This window comes from Geothrix sp. 21YS21S-2, from assembly GCF_030846775.1.
GTDB lineage: Bacteria > Acidobacteriota > Holophagae > Holophagales > Holophagaceae > Mesoterricola.
This window is the reverse complement of sequence record NZ_CP132910.1, coordinates 2668439-2688146: the sequence shown is the minus strand read 5'-3', so window position 1 is coordinate 2688146 and position 19708 is coordinate 2668439. Positions and strand designations below refer to the sequence as shown.

Below are 19708 nucleotides of genomic sequence, written 5' to 3'. Positions count from 1 at the left end.
CAGCCATGGAAACCCTGATCAGGATCATGTTGCAGTCCGGCAAGGCCGGCATCGACGTGGCGCTGTACACGCTGCTGCCGGTGCTCGTCATCCTCATGGCCGTCATGAAGGCCGTGGAATCCCGGGGGATCCTGGCCATGGTCGCCCGGTGGGTGGAACCGCTCCTGAAGCGCTTCGGCGTCCCGGGGGCCGGGGCGTTCGCCATCGTCCAGCTGCTGTTCGTCAGTTTCGCCGCCCCTCTGGCCACCCTCGCCGTCATGGAGAAGGACGGCACCCCCCGCCGGGCGATCGCCGCCACCCTGGCGATGGTGCTCACCATGTCCCAGGCCAACGTCATCTATCCCATGGCGGCCGTGGGCCTGAACGTGGGAATCATCCTGCTGACCTCCCTGGCCGGGGGGCTGGCGGCTGCCGCCCTCACCTACTATCTATTCACCCGCACGGTCGTCGAGGTCGAGCCGGACGGCCAGGCCACCCTCACCACCCCTTACGCCCAGCCCAAGGGGCCCCTCCTCACCCTCATGATCCAGGGGGGCCAGGAGGCCGTGCAGGTCATCCTCGGGGCCATCCCCATGCTGATCCTGGCCATCTTCCTGGTGAACGGCCTCAAGGCCACCGGCAGCATCGCCCTGCTGGAGCGGGTCCTCTCCCCCGTCCTCGGCCGCATCGGCTTCCCCGCCTCCGCCGTCCTCCCCCTGGCCACCAAGTACCTGGCCGGCGGCACCGCCATGATGGGCGTCACCCTGAACCTCATGAAGGAGGGCGCCATCACCCCCCTGGAACTGAACCGCATGGCCGGCTTCCTGACCAATCCCTGCGACCTGGTGGGGGTGGCCGTCCTCATTTCAGCCGGGGTCCGCTGCGCCTCCGTGGTTCGCCCGGCCGTCGCCGGGGCCGTGGTGGGGATCCTGCTGCGGGGCGTGCTGCATCTGATCATCTTCTAGGTGGTTTGTCCCTTTCCCACGATTTCCCGCAACGCGTCCACCAGCACCCCGCACTGCTCGTCCGTCCCGATCGAGATCCTCAGGAAGGCATCGATGCGGGGCAGGTTGAAGTGCCGGACGATGATGGCCCGTTCCCGGAGTTTCGCGGTCAGGTCGGCGCCGGCCCACCGGGGGTGCCTGGCGAAGATGAAATTGGCGGCCGAGGGGAGCACCTCGAAGCCCAGGGCTCCCAGGCTGGCCGTGAGGGCCTCCCGGCTGCGCATGACGGCCTGGCGGGTCCGTTCGAACCAGGGGACGTCCTCCAGGGCGGCGATGGCGCCGGCCATGGCCAGGCGGTCCACGGGGTAGGAGTTGAAGCTGTCCTTGACCCGCACCAGGGCCTCGATGAGGCCGGGGTGTCCCATGGCGAAGCCCAGGCGAAGGCCGGCCAGGGAGCGGCCCTTGGAGAGGGTGTGGATCACCAGCAGGTTGGGGTGCTCCTGGATGAGGGTCACGGCGGAGTCGCAGCCGAAGTCCACGTAGGCCTCGTCCACCACCACGGGGGATTCGGGGTTGGCGGCCAGGAGGGTGCGCAGCTCGTCCAGGTCCAGCCAGCGGCCGGTGGGCGCGTTGGGGTTGGGGAAGATGATGCCGCCGTTGGGGCGCCGGTAGTCGTCCACCCGGATGCGGTATTCACCGTCCAGGGGAACCTGCTCGTGATCGATGCCGTAGAGGGCGCAGTAGACGGGATAGAAGCTGTAGGTGATGTCAGGGAACAGCAGGGGGCGGTCGTGCTTGAGCAGGGCCAGGAAGGCCAGGGCCAGGACCTCGTCGGAGCCGTTGCCCACGAACACCTGCCGGGCATCGAGGCCGTGGCGGGCGGCGATGACCTGCCGGAGGCGGGCGGAGGTGGGGTCGGGGTAGAGCCGGAGGCTGTCCGTGGCCGCTTCCCGGATGGCCTCCAGGGCCCGGGGGGAAGGTCCGTAGGGATTCTCGTTGGTATTGAGCTTCACCAGGTTCTCCAGCCTGGGCTGCTCACCCGGGACATAGGGGGTGAGGGTGTGGACGACCTGGCTCCAGAATCGGCTCATGGGACTCCCTGGGGTTGTTCCAGCTTAGCCGAGGGTGCCCCGGCGGGCGCCGCCTTCGGCACCCGGGCGGACCTGCCCCTCCATGGCCCGGGCTCCGGGGCATTTTCCTGCGCGGATCCGCTCGGTCGCTTGTAACGCCCGGCATCCTTGATTTATCAAAATATTGGGAAAGGGAACCTTCCATCCCCATGGAAATCGCCGTGAAAACAATAGTTTTTTCACGATAGACATACCAACGGTGGAATGGTCTACTCCTTCATCATTTCCGATTGAAAAGTCCTGAACCGAGGTTGTCCGACGGGCCCGTCGGACCTGTTCCAGGGCGCCCATATCCGCTTCCGGTGGCCCCCCCTGGGGCCATCCGTTTCTTTAATCGCAGGAAGGAGCACGCATGATCAAGAGGTTCGCCTCCAAGCTGTACAACTGGGTCGCGGTCATGATCGTCCTTGGCGCCCTCCTGGGGCACTTCTACCCGGCCACGGCCGTCAAGATGCAGCCCTTCGCCGACGGGTTCATCAACCTGATCAAGATGCTCATCCCGCCGGTGATCCTGTGCAGCGTGGTGCTGGGCATCGCGGGGGCCGGCAGCATCAAGAAGGCCGGGCGCGTGGGCGCGAAAGCCATCCTCTACTTCGAGGTGGTGAGCACCTTCGCCCTCGTCATCGGCCTGGTCATGGCCAACGTCTTCGGCCCCGGCCGGAGCTTCCACGCCGATCCCGCCAAGCTCGATCCCAAGCTTGTCGCGACGTACGTGGCCCAGGCCCATCACATGACCGTCTCGGAACACCTCCTGAAGATGATCCCCAAGACCATGTTCAGCGCCTTCACCGACGGCGACATCCTGCAGGTGCTGCTGATCTCCGTGCTCCTGGGCTTCTCCGCGGCCGCCCTGCCCGAGAAGTACAAGGCCCCGCTCCTGGCCATGCTCGAGAACGTCAGCAAGATGTTCTTCGGCGTCATGAAGCAGATCCTCTACCTGGCCCCCATCGGCGCCGGCGCGGCCATCGCCTTCACCATCGGCAAGTTCGGCCTGCGGTCCCTGGTGCCCATGGCCCAGCTCATCGGCCTTTTCTACGCCACCTGCGCCCTGTTCGTCTTCGTGGTGCTTGGCAGCATCGCGAAGCTGGCCGGCTTCAGCATCTTCAAGGTGCTGCGCTACATCAAGGGCGAGCTCCTCCTGGTGCTGGCCACCAGCTCCTCGGAATCGGCCCTCATCCCCCTGATGACCAAGATGGAGCACCTCGGCCTTTCCAAGTCCATCGTCGGCCTGGTCATCCCCACCGGGTACTCCTTCAATCTTGACGGAACCAACATCTACATGACCCTGGCCTCGATCTTCATCGCCCAGGCCATGGGCATCGAGCTCACCCTCGGCCAGCAGATGGGCATCCTGGTGGTCACCATGATCACCAGCAAGGGCGCCGCGGGCGTCACCGGCTCCGGCTTCATCACCCTTGCGGCCACCCTCGCCGTGGTGCCGGGCATCCCCGTGGCCGGCATGGCCCTCATCCTCGGCATCGACAAGTTCATGTCGGAGGCCCGCGCCATCACCAACCACATCGGCAACTGCCTGGCGGCCGTGCTCATGGCCATCTGGGAGAAGGAACTGGATTGGAAGCGCTTCCACGAAGTGCTCAACCGCCACGAGGACGAACCCATGCCCGAGGCCGCCCTGGCCGAGGAGTAGCCGTCCCCTCCTGCCTGCGCATGAGAACCCGGGGCGCCGCCCCGGGTTTTTCGTTCGGATGCCCTGCGGGCCGACCCGCCTGCCACTTTTTGAGGGCACTCCGAGGATCGCCTTGGGAAGGGAGGAATCGGAGAGCCCGCCGGATGGGTTTTCCGCAGTCCTCGCGGATATGGCTGACCGCGAACCCGCGCCACGACTATTTCTCGAAGCTCCGGCGAACGGGCGGGGCCGGTTCCCGGCTTTTTCAAAGGGAACCGTTGACCCTCCAACCCTCCCCCCCGTGTCGCCGTCCGGGGCGAATGAAATTGTCCTGAATCCCGGCTTCGGACGGGACCCGTTGTTCCGGGTGGAGGGTTTGAAGTACCCTCACACCGGAGGTTCCCATGCCCAAGGCGGTACGCTTCCACCGGACCGGCGGTCCCGACGTTCTCCAGGTTGATGAACTCGCCGTCGGCGCGCCGGGGCCCGGCGAGGCCCAGGTGCGCCATGTGGCCTGCGGCGTCAATTTCGTGGACTGCTACCAGCGCAGCGGCCTCTACCCGATGCCCCTGCCGGCGGTGGCCGGCAACGAGGGCGCCGGGGTGGTGGAGGCGGTGGGCCCCGGCGTCACGGCCGTGAAACCGGGCGACCGGGTGGCCTACGCCATGGCGGCCGGCAGCTACTGCGAGCTGCGCAACCTGAACGCCGAACGCCTCTGCCTGCTGCCCGGCGGGATCAGCTTCGAGCAGGGCGCCGCCATGATGCTCAAAGGCATGACCGTGCAGTACCTGATCCGCCGCACGCACCGGGTGGAACCGGGCGAGACGGTGCTGTTCCACGCCGCCGCCGGCGGGGTGGGCCTGATCGCCTGCCAGTGGCTGAAGGCCCTCGGGGCCACCATCATCGGCACGGCCGGCTCCGAGGAGAAGTGCGAGCTGGCCCGGCAGCACGGGGCCGACCACTGCATCAACTACCGCGCCGAGGACTTCGTGGCCCGCGTGAAGGAGCTCACCGGCGGCCAGGGCGTCCCGGTGGTCTACGACTCCGTGGGCCGGGACACCTTCCCCGGTTCGCTGAAGTGCCTGCGGCCCCTGGGCCTCATGGTCTCCTTCGGCAGCGCCTCGGGCCCCGTGCCGCCCCTGGCCATCACCGAACTGACGAGCCACGGCTCCCTGTTCCTGACCCGCCCGAGCCTGGGCACCTACATCGCAGGACGGCCCGACCTCCTCGCCACCTCCGGGGAACTCTTCGACGTGGTGCTCTCCGGCAAGGTGAGGATCGGCATCGGCGCGCGGTACGACCTGAAGGACGCCGCCCAGGCCCACCGGGACCTGGAGTCCCGGGCGACCACGGGGACCGGCGTCCTCGTCACCGGCGCCTGATCCGGGCCCGCTTCGCCGCGGTCAGAGCGCCTTGCGCGCCGCCAGGATGTATTTCGCCTGGTCCCGGGGGTCGATGCCCCGGCGGGGGCTGGCGGCGCCCAGTTCCAGGGGGCATTCCTGGTACCCGTCGAAGCGCGTGGAGAGCACCCCGCGGCCTCCGCTGAGGGACCCCAGGCGCGTGGGGTAGTCCAGGGAGGTGGCCACGGGGAGCCGCGCCTCCACGGTGAATTCGCCCCCGCCGATCGCAGGCGCCTCGAAGGTGCCGCGCATCTGGAGGATATCCCCGATCACGCGGTTGCCCAGGGCCGCGGGCACGGTGATGGCGCACGCCAGCATGGGCTCGAGGAGAGTGGTGCCGGTGGCCTCCAGGCCGTTCATGATGCCCATGGGGGTGGCCACGGCGAAATCCAGGGGGTGGGTGTGGACCAGGTGGTGCTGGCCCTCCACGAGGGTGATCCTCAGATCCGTGACCTCCCAGCCGTGGAGGCCCTGCTTCAGGGCCTCGGGCAGGGTCCTCTCCACCTGGTTCTGGTAGCGGTGGAGCATGGCGTCGTCCCGCACCGTCGAGGCGTACGCCACCCCGGAGCCCCGCTCCCCGGGCTCGATGGCGAAGCGCAGAACCGCCCAGCAGGGCTTGGGCATGGTGTATTCGACGTAACCCTCCCCCGCCCTGGCGGGGGTTTCGCGGTAGATGACCGAAGGCGCGCCGAACCGGGCCTCCAGCCCGAACCGGGACGCCAGGAGGCTCGTGAGCACCTCCATCTGGATGACGCCCATGATGCGCAGGTGCAGCTCCCGTTCATCCCGGAGCCACTGCAGCTCCAGCATCGGGTCCTCGTCCGCGAGTTCCTTCAGGGCCGCCACCAGCCGGGGGAAGTCCGCCTCCTGGCCGGCGAAGGCCTGCACGGTCAGGAGCGGCACGGCCATGGCGCAGCCCTCCGGCACCCCGGCCGGGTCGCCCAGGACATCCCCGATGCGGGCCTGGAGGCCGCAGACCGAGCCGATGTCCCCCGCCTGGAGCAGGCCCGCGTCCTCGTGGCGCTGGGCCCGGACGCGGCGGATCTGCGTGATCTTCTCCTGGGTCCCCTGGGTGGCGTTGGCCACGGCGTCCCGGTTCCTCATCTCCCCGCTGAAGAGGCGCACGTAGGCGATCCGGCCCATGGTCTTGTCGTGCTCCAGCTTGAACACCAGCCCCGACACCGGCCCGTCCACGTCCCCGGCGGGGGGCGGCAGGCAGTCCACGGCCGCGTCCAGGAGCTCTTCCACGCCCAGCCCCTTCAGGGCCGAGCCGAACAGCACCGGGTAGAGGCTACCCGCCCGGGCCAGGGCCGCCATGCGCGCCCTCAGCAGGGCGGGGGAAACCGGGCGCCCCTCGGCCCAGGGGTCGAGGATGGCCTCGTCCAGCTCCGCCACCCGTTCCACGGTCTGCGGCCAGTCCTCCCCGGGGTGCAGGGGCAGGGCCATGGGCGAGAGCCGCCGCTGGACCTGGGCCAGGACCCCCGCGGGGTCCGCCCCCATGCGGTCGGTCTTGTTGATGAAGACGACCGTGGGGATGCCCATGCGGCGCAGGGCCTTCCAGAGGACCGCCGTCTGCGCCTGGACCCCTTCCACCGCCGAAAGGACCAGCACCGCCCCGTCCAGGACCCGCAGCGACCGCTCCACCTCCGCCCCGAAGTCCACGTGCCCGGGCGTGTCGATGAGGTTGACCTCCACGTCCCGCCAGGTAAAGGTGGTGACCGCGGACCGCACCGAGATGCCCCGCTCCCGCTCCACGTCCATCCAGTCGGTGTGGGCGGTGCCCCGGTCCACGCTCCCCAGGGCCCGGATGCTGCCGCTGTGGAAGAGCATCTGCTCGGTGAGGGTGGTCTTGCCCGCATCCACGTGGGCGAGGACGCCGAAGGTGCGGATGGCGCGCCCCCGGGGGCAGGGCGGAAGGGAGGGGCGGGGCGCTTCGGGCATGGGACCATTCCACCACACCCGCGAGGCGCCTTCGTCACCGTTCGGAGGGAACCTCGGCCGGGAGGCAGTCCTCGAGTTCCTGCCAGAGGGCCGTCCGTTCCGGATGGCTCTTCCGGAACCCCGCAAGGACTTCCCGGAAGCGGTCCAGGCCCAGCAGGCTCTCCAGGGGCGGATGCTCCAGCCGGTTCCGGCAATGGGCCGCCCAGCGTTCCGCCTCCGCCGGGGTGAGCAGCTCGGGCCAGTTGCGGGCCCGGTAGCGGAAGAAGAGCTCCGGGAGCCGGGGATCCTTGAACACGGGCCTGAGCCTGCCCAGCTCCGCGGGGGCCGACAGATGGATCCGGTCCATCCACGCGCGGTCGGCATCGGAAAAGAAGCCTCCGTAGATGGAGAAATCCGGGTCGGCGGAGCCGGGGCCCGCGAACGCTGAGCCGCTGGCCTCGACCAGCCGGGCCCGGAAGGCCGTCTGCGCCTGCAGGGCGGCGCCCCGGGCCTCCAGGCCGGGCAGGTCGAGGCCATGGCGTTCGGCCACCGCCGGCGTCAGCAGGCGCAGGTCCCGCACGATGACCGGGCACTTGTTGGTGTGCAGGGTCTTCACGCCCGGGCGCTCCCAGCCGCGCGAGGCCAGGTCCTCCGCCTTCGCGAACATCCGCTCCCGGAGGGCCGGCACGTCCAGGTCCAGGAACGGCTCGAAGGGGACCCGCAGGTCCCAGAGCACGATCTCGTTGGGACGGTCCGGCTGGTCCCCCACGGGCCAGACGAGGGAGAAGGACCCCTGGGCCGCCTTGAACATGCCCGAGACGTGGATGAGGGCCTGGGGATGGGCGGGATCGGCCTGGGCGCGCACCCACTGCTTGCCGCGCGCCTTGAGGGCGAAGTCCCAGAGCCTGGGCTGGGCCGCCTTCAGCCTGCGGGCCAGGGCGAGCGTGGCCCGCACATCGGCCAGGGCGGTGTGGGCCTCCCCGTGGGGAATCCCGTTGGCACGGGTGAGGTCCCCCAGCCGGAAGGACGGCGTGCCGTCCTCCTGGTCCGGCCAGACGATCCCTTCGGGGCGGAAGGCCCGGGCCAGGCGGAGGACGTCCAGGAGATCCCAGCGGCTGTTGCCGTTCTTCCACTCCCGGGCGTAGGGATCCAGCAGGTTCCTGAACAGGGTGGAGCGGGTGACCTCGTCGTCGAAGCGCAGGCTGTTGTAGCCGACGGTGCAGGTCCCGGGCCGGGCCATCTCCGTGTGGATGGCGGTGATGAAGTCCGCCTCCCGCAGCCCCAGGCGCCCCACGGCCCCGGGTCCGATCCCCGTGAGCAGGCAGGCCTCGGGCTGGGGCAGGTAGTCCGGCGAGAGGCGGCACCAGATCTCCAGCGGTTCCCCCACCTCCCTGAGGTCCAGGTCGGTGCGCAGTCCGGCGAATTGCGCCGGCCGATCCGCCCGGGGATCGACTCCGAAGGTCTCGTAGTCGTGCCAATAGAACGTGGGGTCCATGGGCGTGCCTCCGGAGCGGGGGGGAAGGCCTAACTTTAGCGCGCGAGCCCCCCGTCCGGTGCAGGTCCGGCGCTCACGGCGCCTCCTGCTTGATCGCTTCCACCGCCAGGGAGATCTCCACCTCCTCGCCCAGCACCGTTCCGCCCAGGTCGAGGGGGAGGTTCCAGTTCATGCCGAAGTCCTTGCGGTTCACTTTCACGGTGCCCTCGAACCCCGCCCGGGTGTCCTTGAAGGGCGTACGCACCGCCCCCAGGCTCATCGCCGCGAGGGTGACGGGCCGGGTGATGCCCTTGATCGTGAGGTCCCCGGTGACCTCCAGGCGCCCCTGGCCGCGGTCCACCACCCGGGTGCTGCGGAAGGTGATGAGGGGGTGGCGCTCGGCATCGAAGAAATCCGCGCTGCGCAAGTGGTTGTCCCGGGCCTCCAGCCGGGTGTCCACGCTGGCGGCCTGGATCGTTACGGCCACCGAGGACCGGGAGAGGTCCTGGCCGTCCACCTCCAGGGTCCCCTCGAAGACCCGGAACTCCCCCGGCACCCGGGTCACCAGGTGGCGCACGCGGAAGCCCACCTGGGAGTGGGTGGGGTCGATCCGGTAGAGGTCCCTGGCAAACGCCGGGTCCGGGGAGGCGAGCAACAAAGCGGTGCCGAGCACGGAGCTCAGGGTGGGATGGCTGAGGTTGGTCATGGGCGTCTCCTTTTTACGCGTTTCAACGCGCAATACAATATGAGTTGAAACTCATGAGTTGCAACCCGTATTTTGGAATTTTTTGCTACACTGCTCCCCGGAGGCGCCCATGGACCTGCGGGAGGAGTTGCGGATGTCCCGTCCCCCGGCCGAGGGGGAGGACGTGATCCTCGCCGTGCTCCTCACCCGGGAGTTCCTGGGCCGGTTCCTGGAGAACCGGGTCTTCGCGGAGTTCCAGCTTTCGGACCCCCAGTACAACCTCCTGCGGATCCTCCGGGGCGGACCCGAGGGCGGCTACCTTGTGCAGGACATCCGGCGCCGGATGCTCTACCGGTTCGCGGACGTGTCGCGCCTGGCGATCCGCCTGGAGGCCCAGGGCCTGGTCCGGCGCCGGGAGGACCCCGGGGACCGGCGCGGGGTGCGGGTCTCCATCACGGACGAAGGCCGGGCCCTCACCGAACGGGTGGGGGCCGTGGAGGCCCAGGCCGTGCGGGAGGTGGCCCGGGTCTTCGACGCCGGGGAGCGCGCCGCGCTCCTGGGCCTCCTGGACCGCCTGAGGGACGCCCTCCGGAGCGAGGCCGACCGGGGGTGATGGGGCAGGGCGCCGGGGAGGATTCCGGCCTGGGTCCGGCCCTTCCGTCAAGGGCCCCTGCATGGGTGCAGTCACTCTCCCCTACGCTCATCCGGCGCGGGATCTGCGGGAGGTCCTGGGCGCCGCCAGGCTGCCCAGGCCCAATGATCTGGGCGGGACGCGCCTCGCGCCTTCAAACGCCATGGTCCCGCCGTAGGGGCCAACGGTTTGAACAGGCCTACCGCGACGCGGGCATCCAGGTCCCTCGCGCGCTCAGGGACCCGGGTTCGGGTTGTTGGGCAGCGACGGAATCGCGCTCAAGTACTCGTAGATCGCAGCCAGATCGCGATCGGACTTCTTGCCGAAGGCCGGCCACGGCATGACTTGAAGAAGCTTTGGCCGATTCGACGCCGGGGTCCAATCCGGATCGACGCCGGTTCGCATCAGGTTCACGAATTCGCTGAGGCTCAAGCCGGCCGGGCGCCCCGTGTTGTCCGGCGTCAGGTTGGCCGAGGTGAATGGCCCGAACTGCTGACCTCCCGACAGGTACTGCGCGCTGTTCACGACCTCTGGCTGACCGGCGAAGGGGTTGCCGCCGGGCATATACGTCGGATGCGTATGGCAGTCGATGCAGCCACCGGTGTTCACGATGTAGCTGCCCAGGCCGACCAGGGCATGGTTGCGGCCCCGCATATCGAGCGTCACGCCCTTCGGAACCATGGCGAAGCCGCGCCTGACCAGACTCTCCTCCCTTTCCCCGCCTTCATGGTCCGATGCCGAGGTATAAACCCCAAGGCCGGCCGCCAAGGCCATGGCCAGCCCGACGCGCACGGATGTGCGATTGAGGCCAGAAAGGAACGAAAATCGTGGGCTTTGGGTCATCACATTCTCCTCTGCATGGGTTCACGGACTGAAAGGATCGCCCACCTACAGCAGGCGTGCGGCAGGTTGAATATAGGCAGTTCCGTTGGCATTGCAAAATAATGATTATTTGATGACACACTAGTCGTTTATTTCACGCGCCAGGATCACCCGCAATGCGATTCATGTCCTCATGCGGTATGGGACGGTGCGATTGCAAGGCACCATGAAAAAGCCATTTTGCACCCTCTGCGGGGCCCGCTTCGATCCCTGGCCGAGCGGCTCCTGCCGATGCTGGGAACTCGGCAAACGCCGGAGGTGGAATCAGGACGTGAAGACGGTCCACAAGTCCATCGCTGGTGACGTCCAAGGAAGCCAGCGCCGGCTGTGGGAACCTGGGAACCCCGACCCTTATTCCAGGATCCTTCTCCCTTGCGAAAGGTGCCTCGCAACAGCTGATCCACGTCCGGGACGGCAAGGGCGGCAAGGACCGGATGGTGCCGATGGGGCCAAGCTCTATGGACGATCTTGCAATCGTGAAGTCTTCATTTTACAAGGACATCGCCCAAACCCCAGTCCTACTGGCACAGGTCGTGCCGCGGTCGGTTTTTTTGATGGTACGTTGTAATGAAGTAACTACTTTGGCGTGCCAATGCTCGTCTTCATGGTGGCGACCGCACGAAGTGATTGCTCTAGTGGGCCAAGCCTGGCGTTTCATTACATCCATTACAGGTGTGAACCGTTTGAAATTGTGATGATGTGATGACGATCCTGGCAGGCGGTAAGGACTGGTTGCTATGAGTGCAAAGAAGAAGGCCTTGGAATCGTTTGGTTCCAAGGCCTTCTTTTTGGTCGGGGCGATAGGATTCTAACCTACGACCCTCTGCTCCCAAATTTGGCCTCCGACTATTTTTCAGGATGGCCCTCTGGTCGTGATCCCTCGCAATACCGCGCAGGGACTGGTTTTCCGAGTGATCCCATCCGCACGATGACTCCCCCGCATCGCCCGCCGGGGTGTCACGAAGGTGTTCCGGTTTTCATCCATGACACCCAGGAGCACCGATGCGGAAACGACTTTCAGATTCCTTTGTAGAGCGGCTAAAGCCGGGCCCCACCGTCATCCGCGTGTGGGACATCGAAGTGAAGGGTTTCGGCCTCCGGGTCACGCCCAACGGAGCCAAGAGCTACGTCTTCCAGTTCACCCGCGACAAGCGGAAGATCCAGGCCACCATCGGCAGCGCCTCATGCTGGACCACTGACGAGGCCCGGGACCTGGAGGAACTCGTGGGCTGCTGGCGCGAGGACTACAAATCGAAGCTCCGCCCGCACTCCCAGGCCAGATACGAATCCCTGCTGAACCGGATCCTCCCGGAACTGGGTCGGCGCCTGGTGAGGGACCTCACCCTGGCGGACGTGGAGTCCTTCTACCGAAAGATCATGAAGGAAGGGTACGAAGTCACCGCGAACCGCTGCGTGACCCTCCTTCGACGCCTGCTCAACATCGCCGAGCGGAAGGGATGGCGTGCCATGGGCACCAACCCGGTGACCCACCTCGAACGCCACTCCGAGGAATCCCGGGACCGCGTCCTTTCCGGAAAGGAACTGGAGTCCCTGGGTGCGGCCCTGCATGCCCTGGAGGGAACACGCCTGGATCCCGATCCCATCCGCTTCCTGGCCCTGTCAGGACTTCGGATGAATGAAGCGCTGGGTCTGCGCTGGCTGGATATCGATTTCAACCGGAACACCATGACCTTCCGGGTCCACAAAACCAGCCGGAAGGCCGGAGCCAAGGTCCTGCCCATCAACTCCCATCTCCTGGCCATCCTGAAGGCCCGGGCGGAAGTGCGAATCTCGCACTACGTCTTTCCCGGGTATTTCAAGCGGGTCACGGAACTTCAGGAGGATGGGACGCGCAAGGTGAAGCACGTTCCGACCGACGGGCCCTTGAATTCCATCAAGCGAGTCTGGGAAAACGTCACCGAGGACGCGAGCCTGGGGAAGGTGGAGAAGGTAGGGCGAAGGAAAGTCTTCGTCCCCGACGCCGTCATTCACGACCTGCGAAGGACGTTCAACACGGTCTGCGCGGAACTCGGATACCCGCCCCAGGTCTTCGATGCCCTGCTGGGGCACAAGGTCGCGGGGGTCGCAGGGGTCTACACGCGGCTGAGCGCAGCCGGGGGAATCCTGGCGGAGGCAAGCCAGGCGACCTCGGATTGGATCGCCGCGGCCCTGGATGGGCGCAAACCCAGGCTCGGGGAGAAGGTGAACGGTCCATCGGCAGATCCCCACGGAGAGGGTAGCGAGGCCTCCGCTTGAAACGGTGGGCCCCCTGCCCATCCAGTCAGGAAGGAATGGCGCTGTTCGACCCGTTTAAGCCGACACAAGCATTGACAAAAAAGGAAGAAGGAATAAAATTATAAGTATCTTGATGGAGTAATCATTAAAGTGATCGAAGCGACCTGGAAACATGAACTTAGAAGGCATATCGGCCAAAAGCTTCGTGAATTGCGAAAGCATCGCAGCATGTCCCAGGCCTTCCTCGCCCGGCAGCTCGGTGTTTCCCAGGCTTGGCTTTCCTATGTGGAGAAAGGGGAAGGCTCCCTTACCGCTGAACAGCTCCTGGAAGTCCTCAAGATCTTCAACGAGGTGCCCCAGGCCTTCGATCTGGCCAAGCGGGATCCGGAAGCCGAATTCCAGCGTGCCCTCGCCCAGCAGGGGGCCGACCACCTTTCCCAGGATCCCCGGGTTCTGCCCAGCACCCTCAACCAGGACGTCGAAACCACCCTGCGGGAAGTCCTCCTGGATGGCCGGAATCCGCGCCAGATCACGGCCATCGCCCCGGTCCTCGCCCGGAACCACGACAAGGTCGACCTGAAGCGGCTCTGGGCCAGGTTCGTTGACTATGGCCTCCAGAACCGGCTTGGGTGGGCCCTGGAGAACGTGGCCGAGGCCCTTGGCGCATGTGCAAGCAATCTCACCAGCTACAATGCAAGGCCGCTTCGCCAAGCGGAAACCGCCCTCAGGAACTTCCTGGCCGTCCGGGTACCCCTGACCGAAGGGTGGTCCAGCGCCCTCGAGGCCGTCGGGCCGGGCCACGCATCCGGTCCGGGTTGGGAGGAGGCTCTCTCCCATCTGGATGTGCTGGGAGGGAAGGCTCAGTCCTGGAAGACCGTCAGCAACCTGTGGGTTGCCGCCGACCCCGTCAGCCGGCGCTGGGGCGTCGTCTCCAACCTCCAGCTCCAGGACTTCCACGACGCCCTGAAGGCCGGCTTGGACCTCAACGAAATCCGGAATCCCAATGACACCGTTTGAGACATTCCTTCAAGACCTTGACCGCCTCTACGCCAGCCAAAGGCCGGCCGAGGCCCCGAAGGTCGGGCTTCGGATCCTGGGTTCGGTGGCCCTCATGATCCAGGCCCATTACATCCGCGGCACCAAGGACGGGGATGTGCTCGAAAGCGCCCTGATCCATCGAACCGTCAAAGCGGATTTGCTCAATCTCGGCGGAAAGGGGACCGGTCTGGCCAATCGGCATGGCATCTATCTGGATATTGTTCCCAGCGGGATCCTTTTCATGCCCAATGCCGTGGCCTATCACCCATTGCCGGAGATCTCCTCCGCGCTCCGCTGCTTCGAAGTCGAGGTCATGGACATCACGGATCCTTGCGTCACCAAGCTCAAGCGGTTCAACGCAAACGATCAGGCCGACCTTGGGGCCATGGTGAGGCTTCAGAAGCTTGACTACGCCCTTTTCCGGGACCGCTTCCTGTCGGCCATCGACCACTGCAGGGGACAAGCCTTTGCGGATGACTACCCCAGGATCGTCGACAACTTCCACCAGGTTGAGCGGGATATCTTCCTGGTTTCTGAGACCGCCATCGACCTGAGGGCCAATCCCTATGAATCGGAGGATTGAGCTTCTTGATAGAGTCCCAGGGAGTGGTGTAAGAGCCGGGTAGGCAGACAGGTGGCCACCGTTCCCCGTATGTTTGTTTTTGCCGAACGAACATAGGAGCGGAAAACGATGGCCAGAGACAGTGTGGAGGGCCTTGTGGCCCTGGGCAAGGTTTTGGAGGAAGGCAGCGGGGATTTCCTGCGCCAGCTGGTGATGACGACCTTGGAGCGGATCATGGACAGCGACGTCACGGCGCTTTGCCAGGCCGAGGTCGGGGAGCGTTCGCCGCTGCGGGAGAACCACCGGAATGGCTACCGGGAGCGGGATTGGGAAACCCGCCTGGGAACCATGGCCCTGAAAATCCCGAAGCTCCGGCAAGGGAGCTACCTTCCGGACTTCCTGGAGCCGCGCAGGCACTGGGAACGGGCCTTCATGATCGTGGTCTCGGAAGCTTACGTAGCCGGGGTCTCCACCCGGAAGGTCGAGCATCTGGTCGAGGCCATGGGGGCCAAGGGGATGTCCAGAAGCGAGGTCTCCCGGTTGGCCAAGGAACTGGACGTGGAGGTGACGGCCTTTCGGGAACGCCCGCTGGATGGGCCTTTCCGTTACATCTGGCTGGATGCGATGTATCCCACGGTGAGCTGGTGGACTACGTCCAGGGCAGTGATGAACCGGCAGCTGTAGCCCTGCTGAATGGCCTTCCGGCCGAGGCCGATAGCCAGGTGGGTCTTACCGACGCCGGGCGGCCCCAGTAGGAGGATTACACGAACAAGAAAAAAGATATTCGAGTACAGAACCTGGAAGCTTGCGCCCGAGTTAGATGTACCAAAGGGGGCTTCAAACAAGGTCATATTCGAAAAAATCCAAGAATACCTTGACGATTGCGCAAGGGAACTAAAAGGTCGACATCTAGATCTAAGGAGATTGAAAATCATTGGACCCCACGTTGATTGGAGGGCGATCCTGTATAGCCAATCGTGAAGTCGGATGTCTCTGACGCCATGCCGAAAAAAATTTAGCAACTTAACTGAAAATCACAAGGTGGTGTCGCCAAAGCCAAAGGCCTTTAGGGTGGTTTCGAGAGCATTGTCGCATCCTGCGGCCAGCGCTGTGTAATGCGCACGAAGGGTTCCGTGCTCGGACCGCGCCTGTTTCTGTGCGGCCTTGCGCTCATTAGTTGAGCCGTGGCCCTTTAGTGGGTTTCGCAAGCCATGCAATCTTGCCAGTGGTTCCATTATCGTCCGAGCTTCGTCGGTGCTCCTACCATGGGCTTCTAGATAATCCTGAAGGAGGCGTATAGATTTCCATTGCTTATCAACTTTCCTTCCAAGGTTTTCGAGCAGACTCTGCAGCGGCTTTGGAAGGAACCCCTCGTTCAATAACTGGTCCAGGGCAAGGATTTCATCACCCCACTCTGAGACGGAATCGGTCGCCGGGTATCGGGCGGCATTTAATAGATCCTCGCCGCGAGAGTTCCACCAGATTGGAGGATTTTCGTCGAGTTGATGGATCTTGTTTTTTATTGCGCGCAATGGGTCATATTCGCTGCTGAATGCGCCTAAAAAATCGTTCTCATAAGCGCGCGTTGAGATTGGGGCTTTTGGCCATTCGTTAAATGACTGCCAATAGCACTGCTCTTCATAAGGTAGTCTAGCAAGGTATACGATATAGGTGTGAACCTGGCCGACTTCATTGATGTCGTATGTTTCTAAGTGCCAAGCATTTCGGCAACTGATTGAACGATCCTGTAGATCGTACTTTTCGGGGTCGCTCTTGAAGCGCGTCAAAACTTCTGATCGAAAGAAGGCGGGGGAGACTTCGAATGGTTTATCAGACTGTTCAAAATAATTTGAGAGGAAATCGGGTGCGCATGAAATTTCTAATAGTCGTTTATTTTTCCAATCTTGGATCTTGAATGTTGCGTATAGTTTTTTTCTAGGATTCTCCTCGTCCTTCCATTCCTGGATAAGGTCCTTAACGGTCACATTCGGCCGGAGGATCATGAAGCCATTGGCATAGCTGGCGTTGGCTGAAACGCCGAGTGTGTAGAAAAGGTCCGCTGCAGAAGCTTTCCGCACTTGTCGATCTTGGTCCCATCCGCCGAACGCCTTCGGATCAAAACGTGTGAAATCGAACTTGAGGACTAATGACATTCCTGCAACAGCCATATAGGTAGTGAGGTCCTTGACAAGGATGGTCACTACAACATCGCGCTCTTTCGTCCCTGGACCTTTTAGCCAAATTACACGAATCACATCCTCGATATCGCCGCGTTTGTCGAGGCGACAATAGGCACTGCGTTCCTCAACCCAGTAAAGATCAAGGCAATGTACGAGCTTTTGGCTGACTTCAACCGGAGCAGGGCCCTCGGTAACTCCAGTGAACGATCGGCGGAAGATCAGCTTCTCGCCGCCCTTTAAGGTCTTGCATCCCGAATTGCTTAGTGGCGGCTCCAGATAGATCCTGTGTCCCTTGCCACCTCCCCAAGCTCTCTGAATGCACCAACTTTCATCCGGCAAGACGTAGGCGTTGAGAAGGTCAGCCTGATCAGCCGGCGTGACCTTTTCTGTCCTGGCCAGCACCCCGTGGATCAGAACAGCATCAGAGGTGGCGTAAATCACGATCTCATCGCGATGCGCATTCCCTTTCAGGAAGGCGATTGAGTCTTCCGCCCTTAAAAGCCATTCCGTCTTGCCGGTACCTGGTGCCCGGGCAATCTTGCGAAATGCCACTTCATCAAATTTTTGCATAGGCCTCAAACTGCAGCCAACTTGGGTTGTTCATCAAATGTGACATAAGTTAGGTCTACGGTCTATGGCCAAGCCCTTGGAGCGAAATGGAACGGATTAGAAACGGCATTTACCTGGGGCTCCCCTCGGGGGAAGAGATGCCCTCAAGAGGCGAGTTCAGTCATACCTCCCCGTGGCGCACCTGATCCCGTTTTGAGTAGGAAAGGCTGCCCTCAAGTGGCCATGGTTCTGAGTTGAGGCGCTTGCCTAAAAGTGTCCTGGGAGTGTCTCGAACGAAAAGACCCGCCAACTTGGCAGGCCTAAGTGTCTGACTTTATTGGTCGGGGCGATAGGATTCGAACCTACGACCCTCTGCTCCCAAAGCAGATGCGCTACCAGGCTGCGCCACGCCCCGACTGAAGGGCAAGTATAGCAAGGCGGCGCCCCGGTCCCAAGGCGCCCGGGGATCTCTTGAATTTCACACTCCTTCGCATGGGACCCGTCATACTTGCGCATACCTCCGAGGAGCGCAGTCATGATCGATCTTTCCGCCGGCATCCCCCTGGGCTGCGCCCTGGGGTTCATCGCGTGGTTCCTGGTGCGGTATCTGGCGGCGGGGATCTACACGGTGGACCAGAACCAGCGGGCGGTGAAGACCTCCTTCGGGCGGGCGGAGCGGGTGGGGACGGCCACGACGGCGGAGGATCCCATCTCGGCGATGCTCACGCCGGAGGAGCGGGAGCGCTATGCGGTGCCGCAGGTGCGGGTCATTCCGCCGGGGGGGCCGTACTTCAAGTGGCCCTGGGAGCGGGTGTACAAGGTGTCGGTGGCCACGGAGACGGTCAGCATGGCGTGGGATCCGGCGATGCCCTCGGCCAACAGCGGGGGGACGGTGCTGGAGGCGGTGACCAAGGACCAGCTCAACACGGGGCTCACGGGGCAGATCCGGTTCCGCATCAGCGACCGCAATCTCTATGCCTTCCTCTTCGGCGTCAAGAATCCCATCGCGCACGTCATGGGCTACTTCGTGTCGGTGCTCCGGGAGCGCATCGCCAACTTCGAGGCGCCGGCCGACGCGGACGGCGTCCCGGCGGTGCAGACGGGGATCTCCATCAACGACCTGCGCAAGAACCTGCGGGACCTCAACGAGCACATGGACAAGGAGTGCGCGTCGGCCCAGGCGCGCTACGGGATGCTCCTGGAGGCCTCGCTCATCACGGCCATCGATCCGCCGCCCGACGTGGAATCGGCCCTGGCGGCCATCAACACGGCCCACAACCAGGTTTCCTCGGACATCAGCCTGGCCCAGGCGTCGGCGGACCAGAAGATCGTCCAGTCCCGGCGCGCGGTGGAGATCGAGACGCTCAAGGCCCAGGCGGAAGTCGAGCCCCTGCGGCTCCTGGCCTCGCAGATCGGCCTGCTCAAGGACAAGGGCGGCGAGGGGGCGCTGGACGCCTATGTGCGCAACGTGCGCCTGGGGCTCTATTCGGAAGCCGGCCGCATCGTGCTGGAGGTGAAGTGATGGAAACCCTCATCGTCGCCGCCATCACCTTCATCGCCTGCTTCCTCGTCGTGCCCCTCCTGCTGGGGCTGCTGCGGGCCGTCGGCTTCTACGCCATCGTGCAGGAGCGCCGGTGCCTGGTGTACGTGCTTTTCGGCAAGGTCGTGGGCGTATTGGACGAGCCCGGCCTCCACTTCCTCTGGCTGCGCCTGGGCTGGCGCGCTCCCTTCGTGAAGTTCCTGGGGCGCTGCTACGAGATCGACTACCGGCTGGACCAGGAATACCTGCGCAGCGCCCCCGTGAACTCGGAGGAAGGCGCGCCCATGGGCATCGGCATATGGTACGAGATGTTCATCAGCGACCCCGTGGCCTACCTCTTCAAGAACACCGACCCCCGAGGTTCCCTGGCCGCCAACGTCAGCAATTCCACCGTGCGGTGCCTGAGCAACATGCCCCTGGCGGACATGATGGCCAACCGCCACGCCATGAGCCAGACCGTGCGCAACGAGGTCTCGCCGCTCTCCCACGACTGGGGCTACAAGCTGGGCTCCATCTACATCCGCAAGGTCCACTTCCGGGACGCGGACATGATCCGGCAGATCGAGAGCAAGGTCGTGAACCGTCTGCGGCAGGTGACCTCCAGCATCAAGCAGGACGGCACCAACCAGGTGAACATCATCACCAGCACCGCCGAGCGCCAGGCGGCGGTGGAGTTCGCCAAGGCCGGGGCCGTGCGGCCCGAGATTGTGGGGTCGGCGCTGGACGAGATCTCGCGGGATCCCGCCGTGGCCCGGGCCATGTTCGACGTGCTGGAGACCCAGAAGATGCTTGCGGGGAAGGGGGCCATCACCCTGATCCCGGCCCGGCCCGCCCTGCTTGCGGATCTCCTGGCGGCCGCCCCGGAGGCCCCGCGGCCGCGGTAGGGGTCCAACCCCCGGAACTCGCCGCTGGCGCGCGGGCGCGCGGGGAAT

18 protein-coding genes and 1 tRNA gene are annotated in these 19708 nt (G+C 64.6%); 11 read left to right on the top strand and 8 right to left on the bottom strand.

From position 1 onward, the window contains the following. Nucleotides 1–5: 5 nt before the first annotated feature. Nucleotides 6–944, top strand: coding sequence for a nucleoside recognition domain-containing protein (locus RAH40_RS11775; protein ID WP_306597726.1), 939 nt, complete (start codon nucleotides 6–8; stop codon nucleotides 942–944). Here RAH40_RS11775 and hisC read toward each other — a convergent pair. After that, nucleotides 941–2014: a histidinol-phosphate transaminase gene (gene hisC, locus RAH40_RS11770; RefSeq protein ID WP_306597725.1), complete on the bottom strand. Its 1074-nt coding sequence runs from the start codon at nucleotides 2012–2014 to the stop codon at nucleotides 941–943. The genes RAH40_RS11775 and hisC overlap by 4 nt on opposite strands. A gap of 391 nt (nucleotides 2015–2405) precedes the next feature. On the opposite strand from hisC, the gene dctA reads away from it, so the two are divergent. Further along, entirely contained in the window at nucleotides 2406–3701 is a 1296-nt protein-coding gene (gene dctA, locus RAH40_RS11765) for a C4-dicarboxylate transporter DctA (RefSeq protein WP_306597724.1), read from the top strand. A 383-nt stretch (nucleotides 3702–4084) separates the two neighbouring features. Further along, nucleotides 4085–5062 carry a quinone oxidoreductase gene (locus RAH40_RS11760; protein WP_306597723.1) on the top strand — a complete coding sequence of 326 codons (978 nt, stop codon included), beginning with the start codon at nucleotides 4085–4087 and terminating at the stop codon, nucleotides 5060–5062. 21 nt (nucleotides 5063–5083) lie between these two features. Here RAH40_RS11760 and RAH40_RS11755 read toward each other — a convergent pair whose 3' ends face one another. The 3 genes from RAH40_RS11755 to RAH40_RS11745 form a co-directional block, all read right to left on the bottom strand. Beyond that, nucleotides 5084–7021, bottom strand: coding sequence for a translation factor GTPase family protein (locus tag RAH40_RS11755; RefSeq protein WP_306597722.1), 1938 nt, complete (start codon nucleotides 7019–7021; stop codon nucleotides 5084–5086). Nucleotides 7022–7055: 34 nt separating this feature from the next. Beyond that, entirely contained in the window at nucleotides 7056–8495 is a 1440-nt protein-coding gene (sbcB, locus tag RAH40_RS11750) for an exodeoxyribonuclease I (RefSeq protein ID WP_306597721.1), read from the bottom strand. A gap of 73 nt (nucleotides 8496–8568) precedes the next feature. Further along, complete coding sequence (locus tag RAH40_RS11745) at nucleotides 8569–9180, bottom strand: YceI family protein (RefSeq protein WP_306597720.1); 612 nt, start codon at nucleotides 9178–9180, stop codon at nucleotides 8569–8571. Between the two features lie 133 nt (nucleotides 9181–9313). Between RAH40_RS11745 and RAH40_RS11740 the strand changes: the two genes are divergently transcribed. Together RAH40_RS11740 and RAH40_RS11735 are read left to right on the top strand one after the other, a co-directional pair. Beyond that, entirely contained in the window at nucleotides 9314–9772 is a 459-nt protein-coding gene (locus RAH40_RS11740) for a MarR family winged helix-turn-helix transcriptional regulator (protein ID WP_306597719.1), read from the top strand. 61 nt (nucleotides 9773–9833) lie between these two features. Continuing rightward, nucleotides 9834–9968 (top strand): hypothetical protein, encoded by a 135-nt coding sequence (locus RAH40_RS11735; RefSeq protein ID WP_306597718.1) that lies wholly within the window; start codon nucleotides 9834–9836, stop codon nucleotides 9966–9968. A 56-nt stretch (nucleotides 9969–10024) separates the two neighbouring features. On the opposite strand, the gene RAH40_RS11730 is transcribed toward RAH40_RS11735, so the two are convergent. After that, the gene (locus RAH40_RS11730; RefSeq protein WP_306597717.1) at nucleotides 10025–10633 is read right to left on the bottom strand and encodes a hypothetical protein; all 609 of its coding nucleotides are present in this window, start codon (nucleotides 10631–10633) and stop codon (nucleotides 10025–10027) included. Nucleotides 10634–11674: 1041 nt separating this feature from the next. Between RAH40_RS11730 and RAH40_RS11725 the strand changes: the two genes are divergently transcribed. From RAH40_RS11725 to RAH40_RS11710, 4 genes are all read left to right on the top strand, one after another. Further along, complete coding sequence (locus RAH40_RS11725; protein WP_306597716.1) at nucleotides 11675–12928, top strand: site-specific integrase; 1254 nt, start codon at nucleotides 11675–11677, stop codon at nucleotides 12926–12928. A 129-nt stretch (nucleotides 12929–13057) separates the two neighbouring features. After that, on the top strand, nucleotides 13058–13924 hold the full coding sequence (locus tag RAH40_RS11720) for a helix-turn-helix domain-containing protein (RefSeq protein WP_306597715.1): 867 nt from the start codon (nucleotides 13058–13060) through the stop codon (nucleotides 13922–13924). Next, complete coding sequence (locus RAH40_RS11715; protein WP_306597714.1) at nucleotides 13911–14528, top strand: DUF6036 family nucleotidyltransferase; 618 nt, start codon at nucleotides 13911–13913, stop codon at nucleotides 14526–14528. Before RAH40_RS11720 ends, RAH40_RS11715 begins: the two co-directional genes overlap by 14 nt. Nucleotides 14529–14663: 135 nt before the next feature. Next, nucleotides 14664–15191 (top strand): transposase, encoded by a 528-nt coding sequence (locus RAH40_RS11710; protein WP_306597713.1) that lies wholly within the window; start codon nucleotides 14664–14666, stop codon nucleotides 15189–15191. On the opposite strand, the gene RAH40_RS11705 is transcribed toward RAH40_RS11710, so the two are convergent. From RAH40_RS11705 to RAH40_RS11695, 3 genes are all read right to left on the bottom strand, one after another. Further along, nucleotides 15113–15358: an ATP-binding protein gene (locus RAH40_RS11705; RefSeq protein ID WP_306597712.1), complete on the bottom strand. Its 246-nt coding sequence runs from the start codon at nucleotides 15356–15358 to the stop codon at nucleotides 15113–15115. The genes RAH40_RS11710 and RAH40_RS11705 overlap by 79 nt on opposite strands. 183 nt (nucleotides 15359–15541) lie before the next feature. Next, complete coding sequence (locus tag RAH40_RS11700) at nucleotides 15542–17257, bottom strand: hypothetical protein (RefSeq protein WP_306597711.1); 1716 nt, start codon at nucleotides 17255–17257, stop codon at nucleotides 15542–15544. A gap of 317 nt (nucleotides 17258–17574) precedes the next feature. Beyond that, nucleotides 17575–17651 (bottom strand) — tRNA-Pro (locus RAH40_RS11695). A gap of 120 nt (nucleotides 17652–17771) precedes the next feature. Here RAH40_RS11695 and RAH40_RS11690 point away from each other — a divergent pair. Together RAH40_RS11690 and RAH40_RS11685 are read left to right on the top strand one after the other, a co-directional pair. Beyond that, nucleotides 17772–18758: an SPFH domain-containing protein gene (locus RAH40_RS11690; protein ID WP_306597710.1), complete on the top strand. Its 987-nt coding sequence runs from the start codon at nucleotides 17772–17774 to the stop codon at nucleotides 18756–18758. Beyond that, nucleotides 18758–19660: an SPFH domain-containing protein gene (locus RAH40_RS11685; protein WP_306597709.1), complete on the top strand. Its 903-nt coding sequence runs from the start codon at nucleotides 18758–18760 to the stop codon at nucleotides 19658–19660. The genes RAH40_RS11690 and RAH40_RS11685 overlap by 1 nt, the downstream gene beginning before the upstream one ends. The last annotated feature ends 48 nt before the right edge of the window (nucleotides 19661–19708 follow it).

Bases quoted from the DNA above. Each gene is read 5' to 3' on its own strand.
- RAH40_RS11775 (WP_306597726.1), top strand. From the start codon at position 6: ATGGAAACCCTGATCAGGATCATGTTGCAGTCCGGCAAGGCCGGCATC.
- hisC (WP_306597725.1), bottom strand. From the start codon at position 2,014: ATGAGCCGATTCTGGAGCCAGGTCGTCCACACCCTCACCCCCTATGTC.
- dctA (WP_306597724.1), top strand. From the start codon at position 2,406: ATGATCAAGAGGTTCGCCTCCAAGCTGTACAACTGGGTCGCGGTCATG.
- RAH40_RS11760 (WP_306597723.1), top strand. From the start codon at position 4,085: ATGCCCAAGGCGGTACGCTTCCACCGGACCGGCGGTCCCGACGTTCTC.
- RAH40_RS11755 (WP_306597722.1), bottom strand. From the start codon at position 7,021: ATGCCCGAAGCGCCCCGCCCCTCCCTTCCGCCCTGCCCCCGGGGGCGC.
- sbcB (WP_306597721.1), bottom strand. From the start codon at position 8,495: ATGGACCCCACGTTCTATTGGCACGACTACGAGACCTTCGGAGTCGAT.
- RAH40_RS11745 (WP_306597720.1), bottom strand. From the start codon at position 9,180: ATGACCAACCTCAGCCATCCCACCCTGAGCTCCGTGCTCGGCACCGCT.
- RAH40_RS11740 (WP_306597719.1), top strand. From the start codon at position 9,314: ATGTCCCGTCCCCCGGCCGAGGGGGAGGACGTGATCCTCGCCGTGCTC.
- RAH40_RS11735 (WP_306597718.1), top strand. From the start codon at position 9,834: ATGGGTGCAGTCACTCTCCCCTACGCTCATCCGGCGCGGGATCTGCGG.
- RAH40_RS11730 (WP_306597717.1), bottom strand. From the start codon at position 10,633: ATGACCCAAAGCCCACGATTTTCGTTCCTTTCTGGCCTCAATCGCACA.
- RAH40_RS11725 (WP_306597716.1), top strand. From the start codon at position 11,675: ATGCGGAAACGACTTTCAGATTCCTTTGTAGAGCGGCTAAAGCCGGGC.
- RAH40_RS11715 (WP_306597714.1), top strand. From the start codon at position 13,911: ATGACACCGTTTGAGACATTCCTTCAAGACCTTGACCGCCTCTACGCC.
- RAH40_RS11705 (WP_306597712.1), bottom strand. From the start codon at position 15,358: ATGACCTTGTTTGAAGCCCCCTTTGGTACATCTAACTCGGGCGCAAGC.
- RAH40_RS11700 (WP_306597711.1), bottom strand. From the start codon at position 17,257: ATGCAAAAATTTGATGAAGTGGCATTTCGCAAGATTGCCCGGGCACCA.
- RAH40_RS11690 (WP_306597710.1), top strand. From the start codon at position 17,772: ATGATCGATCTTTCCGCCGGCATCCCCCTGGGCTGCGCCCTGGGGTTC.
- RAH40_RS11685 (WP_306597709.1), top strand. From the start codon at position 18,758: ATGGAAACCCTCATCGTCGCCGCCATCACCTTCATCGCCTGCTTCCTC.